Annotated in this window: 6 protein-coding genes; all 6 read left to right on the top strand. The window is 63.5% G+C overall.

Annotation, left to right across the window (positions count from 1 at the left end; translation table 11 throughout):
- Positions 1-276: 276 nt before the first annotated feature.
- Positions 277-825: a 2,4'-dihydroxyacetophenone dioxygenase family protein gene (locus AC1DS3_RS32670; RefSeq protein WP_441631025.1), complete on the top strand. Its 549-nt coding sequence runs from the start codon at positions 277-279 to the stop codon at positions 823-825.
- Positions 826-968: 143 nt separating this feature from the next.
- A complete protein-coding gene (locus AC1DS3_RS32675; protein ID WP_441631023.1) occupies positions 969-2,063 on the top strand; it encodes an SMP-30/gluconolactonase/LRE family protein in 1,095 nt (364 codons plus the stop codon).
- Between the two features lie 177 nt (positions 2,064-2,240).
- The gene (locus AC1DS3_RS32680) at positions 2,241-3,494 is read left to right on the top strand and encodes a CaiB/BaiF CoA transferase family protein (RefSeq protein ID WP_477128782.1); all 1,254 of its coding nucleotides are present in this window, start codon (positions 2,241-2,243) and stop codon (positions 3,492-3,494) included.
- Complete coding sequence (locus tag AC1DS3_RS32685) at positions 3,487-4,254, top strand: enoyl-CoA hydratase/isomerase family protein (RefSeq protein WP_441631019.1); 768 nt, start codon at positions 3,487-3,489, stop codon at positions 4,252-4,254. The genes AC1DS3_RS32680 and AC1DS3_RS32685 overlap by 8 nt, the downstream gene beginning before the upstream one ends.
- A gap of 10 nt (positions 4,255-4,264) precedes the next feature.
- The gene (locus tag AC1DS3_RS32690) at positions 4,265-6,055 is read left to right on the top strand and encodes an acyclic terpene utilization AtuA family protein (protein ID WP_477128784.1); all 1,791 of its coding nucleotides are present in this window, start codon (positions 4,265-4,267) and stop codon (positions 6,053-6,055) included.
- A partial coding sequence (locus AC1DS3_RS32695; RefSeq protein ID WP_477128783.1) for a GntR family transcriptional regulator occupies positions 6,052-6,695 on the top strand: 644 nt, incomplete at its 3' end. The genes AC1DS3_RS32690 and AC1DS3_RS32695, both read left to right, overlap by 4 nt.

Below are 6,695 nucleotides of genomic sequence, written 5' to 3' on the forward strand. Positions count from 1 at the left end.
GGCCAAAGGCCCTGGTTCAGTCCCTAGGGTAAACAAGGGGCAGAAAAAACCTTCCTCAGCGCCTAAACTTCTAACATTAGAACTTTAGGAGTATCCAGTGACATGCAGGCCCGGCAGCGGTTAGCCAGGCTTCACCTTTGCGCTGGACGCTTCTATGCCTCCGGCGCGTTGCCGGCGCCGCTCTGAGTTTGCCGCMGGTCCGGCGGGCCTCTTCTGTCTCACCAAAGGACGGTTTCCGTCCACTGTTTCACCTCCTCTAACAAACGGAGACAACTCATGAATGCAAGAATTCTCGCGCAGCCCACCACGTCTACCGGCGCCCTCCTGCCGCTGCCCGCCCTGCCGCAGGACAAGCTCCTGACCGTCAACATCGAGCAGATCCCGCTGATCAAGGATGTCTTTCCGGGCATCCACATCAAGCCGCTGCGCCTGGACCCGGAGCGCGGAGAGTGGGTCTTCATGGCCATCGTGGAACCCGGTTGTTCCCTGCCGATTCACTACCACACCGGTACGGCGCAGGTGTGGACGATCCAGGGCTGCTGGAAGTATCGCGAGTACCCCGACCAGCCGCAGACGGCGGGCTCCTACCTGTACGAGCCCGGCGGCTCGGTGCACACCTTCTACACCCCCGAGGACAACACCGAGGACACGATCACCATCGCCTGGATCGAAGGCGCGCAAGTGAGCTTCAACGAGGACGGCACGTTCCACTCGCTCAATGACGCGCTCTCGATCCAATACGCGATCCACGCTCTTGCGGCGGCGCGCGGCATCGGACCGGTGCCCTACGTCAGGGGCAACGGTGCCGACGTTACCAAGGAATAAAGAGCGACTTACACCATGGCAGGCCGCTCGTCGGCCTGCGCGGTGCCGTTCCTCTGCTCCTTATAGACCAGCGTGTACGACACCGATCAGAGCAATCAGTGACGATCCATCAATCCGCGAGATTGAGAGAGTGCAACATGAGAATGATCAAAGCCCAGAGGATGCCGATACTGCCGATGCTGATATTGCTCGTGTTGCTGGCGACGCCGCTAGCCGCAAGAGCCTGGGAGCGCGGCAAGGTTGAGACATTCGCCACTTTGCCTCCGGGGGAGGCGCATCCAGAGGGGATCGCCGTGGACCGCGAAGGCAACGTCTACGTCGTCACGGTGGCGGTGGAAAAACCCAGGACGAGCGAGGGCGCGCTTCTTGTGTTCGACCCGCAGGGCAAGCACCTGCGCACTGTCAGCATCAAGGGCTCGAGTCGAATGTTGCTTGACGTCGGCTTCCATCCTCGCACGGGTCAGCTGCTCGTCGTCGACTACCTGGGCGCGAAGGTCCTGAGCGTCGATCCCAGTACAGGTGCCTCGTCCGTGTTCATGACGGTCACCGGCAAGAACCCCGGCCTCGACGGGTTGACGTTCGACCCCGCCGGAAACGTCTACGTGACCGACGCCCACCAGGGCATCATCTGGAAGGTCGGACCCGACGGCGGCGAAGCGTCGGCATGGGTCACCAGCGCGCTGCTGAAGCCCACGCGGATCCCGCCGACCATCGGCGCCAATGGCTTGGCGTTCAACAACAAGAAAACGGCCATGTTCGTCGCCAATACGGCGAACGACATCGTTGTCAAGATACCGCTGACCGGCTCGACGCTTGAGCCCGGCACGCCTGAGGTCTTCGTCAACCGGATCGGCGGCGGACCCGACGGTGTGAAGATCGATGAGCACGACAACCTCTGGATCGCGTGCAACCAGTCCAACGAGATTCTCGTGCTCGAACCAACGCAGGGGCGGGTGATTGCCAAGCTCGGCGACTTCGGCGGCATCGATCGCAAGGGGGCTCCCAAAGGCTTCCTCTGGTCGAACAGCCTCGTCTTCCATGGCGGCGACGTTCTTGTCACCAACCTCTCGCTCGATATCGAGACGTCGCTCTCGCAGCTCAGTGACGAGCTTGGCCTGGCGCATCTCGTGGGCAAGAATCTGCGCACCATCGATGGTCCGTGGGCGCAACGGGTGAAGATTCACACTATCTCGAAAATCAAGAAGCGGATACCAGAACTCGACGGCGGGCCCCAGTAGCCCATCGGCTAGAAGTCTCCCCCGTCAGGCAGCGCGCGGCACTTGACCTACCTTCCGCTTTTTCGATAGGTCGACTTATAGAACGATGTACTCGGCTGCCTGTTCAACACCGGCCAGGCAGGGAACGGTGGCCTCGCGGCCAGCCGTCATACATTGACCCACCGAGATGAAATGGATATGAAGAAAGACGAGACAACGGGGCCGCTGGCCGGCGTGAAAGTGGTTGACATCACGTCAGTGTTCATGGGGCCCTCGGCTACCCAGATGCTGGCTGACCTGGGCGCCGACGTGATCAAGGTCGAGTCTCCAACCGGAGATAGTACGCGCGGGATAGGTCCCTGCGGCGATGAAAAGCTGGGGCCRCTCTTTCTCGGCCTAAACCGCAACAAGCGCAGCATCGTGCTTGACCTGAAGGCGCCCGAGGGACGCGAGGCCCTGCTTTGCCTGGTACGGGATGCTGACGTGCTGGCCTACAACGTGCGCCCACAGGCCATGCAGCGGCTGGGGCTGGACTATGAAACGCTATCGGCCATCAATCCGCGCCTGGTCYACGTCGGCATGTTCGGCTTTTCGCAGCGCGGACGCTACGCGCCCCAGGCAGCCTTCGATGATCTGATCCAGGCCGCAACCGGCCTGCCGCTGGCCGTTTCGCTGGGCAGCGGCGACAGTCCTCGATATCTGCCAATCACCATCGCGGATCGCTCGGTGGGGCTCTATGCTTTCGGCGTGATCTGTGCCGCCCTGTATTCGCGGGGGAGCACCGGCAAGGGCCAGCGCGTTGATGTCCCCATGTTCGAGACCATGGTTCCCTATGTGATGGGAGACCACCTGTATGGCGAGACCTTCGTTCCAGCAAAGGGCGGCTTCGGTTATCCGCGCCTGCTCTCGCCCGAACGGCGCCCATACAAGACGAAGGACGGACATGTCTGCTGCCTGATCTATCACGATCATCATTGGCGGGCCTTCCTCCAGGTCATTGGCAAGCCGGAGTTGTACGACACCGATCCGCGCTTCGCCAACATGAACACCCGCACCGCCAACATCACCGAACTGTATGCGATGGTCAGCGACGAAATGGCCAAGCGCACCACCGAGGAATGGCGCACCCTGCTCAAGGAGGCTGATATTCCGGTCTTTCCGATGCACACGTTCGAGTCACTGCTGGACGATCCCCATTTGCGGGATATCGGCTTCTTCAGCGAATCGGACCACCCAGCCGTCGGACGTATCCGGGAGAYGGCGGTGCCCAGCGAATGGCATGGCACCCCACCGACAAGCCGCCGCCATGCGCCCGGCCTGGGTGAACACAGCCGTGAGGTACTGCGTGAGGCCGGCTACGACGAGGCCTCCATCGATACGCTGTTCGCGTCAGGCATCTCCAGGGATGGGTCAAAAGCGAAACGAACCGAAGGAGAAACGCCCCATGAATGATGAACTGCTGTGCGAGGTCCGGGACGCAGCACTCTACCTGACCATCAACCGGCCGGAGCGCCGCAATGCCATCACGCCGGGGGTGCTGCAGGGACTTCGCGACGGCATCCTGCGCGCCGATCGAGATGCCGACATCCGCGCTGTGGTCATTACGGGAACGGGCGAACAGGCATTCTGTGCCGGCGCCGATCTGCAGACCGGCAAATCGTTCACGTTCGATTACGCGGATCCCTACCAAGGGATGGCCGACCTGTTTCGCTGCGCCAGGCAGTCAACAGTGCCGCTGATCGCGCGGGTCAACGGGGCCTGCATGGCGGGTGGCATGGGACTGATGGCGATGTGCGACCTGGCGATAGCTAGCGAAGGCGCCCGCTTCGGCCTGCCGGAGGTCAAGCTGGGCTTGTTCCCGGCGCAGGTCCTGAGCGTGCTGCAGCACTTGGTGCCACGCCGCACGCTCACCGAATTGTGCCTGTGCGGCGAGCCACTGTCCGCGAGGCAAGCGCTGGCCGCAGGACTCGTCAACGATGTCAGCGACGATCTCGACGCCAGGCTGGACTTGCTGCTGGCCCGCCTGCTGAACAATTCGCCCGCCGCCATCCGTCGGGGGCTGTACACGCTCAAGCATATGGAAACCATGTCGTTCGARCAGTCCATGGCGTTCACGGAAAGCCAGATAGGGCTGTTTGCACTGACCGAGGACGCGCGCGAAGGCCAGCTGGCATTCCGCGAGAAGCGCCAGCCCATGTGGACTGGCAGATAGGGAGATGGGAATGGACGCGAAAAGGGTACGTATTGGCGGCGCTTCTGGCTTCTGGGGCGACAGCAGCGTCGGCGCGCCACAGCTTGTGCGCCACGGTGATATCGATTACCTGGTGTTCGACTATCTGGCCGAACTGACCATGTCGATCCTGGCCGCTGCCCGATTGCGCAAGCCGGAGCTGGGCTACGCCACCGACTTCGTGACGGTGACAATGAAGGCCCTGATCGGGGAGATCGCCGCACGCGGGATCCGTGTGGTCAGCAACGCCGGTGGCATGAACCCGCACGGGTGTGCGCAGGCCATTGCCGCTCTGGCAGCGGAACAGGGACTGACGCTGCGCATTGCCGTGGTGGAAGGCGATGATGTGATGACCCTGCTTCCCCAACTGCGCGAAGCCGGTGTGCAAGACATGCAGCAAGGCCGCCCCTTGCCAGAGCACGTGGTCAGCGCCAATGCCTATCTGGGCGCGTTGCCGATCCGGCAGGCGCTGGACCAGGGGGCCCAGATCGTCATCACCGGACGCTGCGTGGACAGTGCCGTGACACTCGGCGTGCTGATGCATGAGTTCGGCTGGCATGCGGACGACTATGATCGCCTGGCCCAAGGCAGTCTGGCCGGCCACGTCATCGAGTGTGGGTGCCAGGCAACGGGCGGCTTGCATACCGACTGGGAAAGCGTACCGGACTGGCACGACATCGGCTATCCGGTGGTCGAGTGCCGTGCCGATGGCACCTTCGTTGTCGGCAAGCCCCCCGCCACCGGGGGACTGGTCAACACCGCCACGGTCGGGGAGCAGGTGCTGTACGAGATCGGCGACCCGGCCACCTACCTGCTGCCAGACGTCACCTGCGATTTCACGCAGGTAACCCTTCGGCAGGCCGCACCGGATCTGGTGGAAGTCAGCGGCGCACGCGGGCGGGCCCCGAGCAATGCCTACAAAGTCTGTGCCACCTATGTCGATGGCTTTCGCTGCAACGCGCAGCTTTCCATCGTCGGCGTCGACGCGGTCGCCAAGGCAGAACGCACGGCGGAAGCGATCCTCGCCCGCACGCGCAAGCTCTTCGGGGAGAACGGGTGGGGGGACTACAGTCGCACCCGGATCGAGGTGCTGGGAGCAGAGTCCTGCTTTGGGCCACATGCTGCCGTCCGACACACCCGCGAGGCGGTGATGCGGCTGGCGGTCATGCATCCCGAGAAGGCGGCCCTGGAACTGTTCGCGCGGGAAATTGCCGCGGCGGGGACCAGTTGGGCGCCGGGCACGACGGGCTCGGCTGGTGGGCGTTCCAGTCCCTCGCCATCGATCCGCCAGTATGCATTCCTGCTCGACAAGAGCGCCCTGACGCCGGCGGTGGTGATGAACGGCGTACGCAGCGGCGTCACCATTCCTTCGAGTGGCACGGCGGCAACGGTCGCGCCCGCGGCACCTGCAGTCGCCGAACAAACGGGCGCCGGCCCTGCTGAACACGATACCGTCGAAGTTCCGCTGATACGGCTTGCCTATGGCCGTAGCGGCGACAAAGKGGATACCTMGAACATCGGGCTGATTGCGCGCCGGCCGGCGTACCTGCCCGTGCTGCGGGCYGAAGTGACGGTGGCGCGCGTGGCGGACTGGCTCGGGTACCTGGTGAAGGGGCCGGTGACATGCTACGACCTGCCCGGCTTCGACGCCATGAACTTTGTCTGCGAGTCGGCCCTGGATGGCGGCGGCATGGCGTCGCTGCGCAATGATCCGCTCGGCAAGGGCATGGCGCAGATCCTGCTGACCATGCCGGTGCGCGTGCCGCGGGAGCTGTTGTCATGACGAGGAGTGCGCCCACCGCAGCTGCCAACGAGAGCGTCATCCTCGCCGACGACGGCACCGGCGGCGTGACGCGATACCGACAACTGGCCAGCGTCATCCGGCACAGGATCGTTTCGGGCGAGTACCCGGTGGGTATGCAGCTGCCAACCGTGGATAGCCTCGCGCAAACTTATGGGATCGCCAAAGTCACCGTGCGCCAGGCCTTTTCCGCGCTGACGGAAGAGGGGCTGGTCCGCAGCCAGCGCGGTCGTGGCACGCACGTCATCAAGCAGCCATCAGAGCCCGGACAAGGGCTGCGCTCCGCCATCAATGACGAATCGGCCCATGACAGCGAGTTGGAAATCCGCATCCTGGAAATGCGCGAGGGCGTGGCGTTGCGGCCGGGCCTGGTCCGGCGCGGCACGCCGCTGAACAGCTACGTGATGGTGCGAAAACTGCATGTACATGGCGGCACGCCATTCTGCCTGATCGAGATGTATGTGGCCTCGTCGGTCTTTGCCCGCTTTCCCCGCGGTGGCGAGAAGCACCACAAACTCGGTCATCTGCTGCGCCAGGCCGAAGGCGACCGCCTTGGCATGATGCGGCAGACCATGACGGTTGAGCCGGCCGACTATATCCTGGCACGCGATCTCGCCTATGG

The sequence above is a fragment of the Cupriavidus sp. 01L46 genome (genome assembly GCF_056399905.1).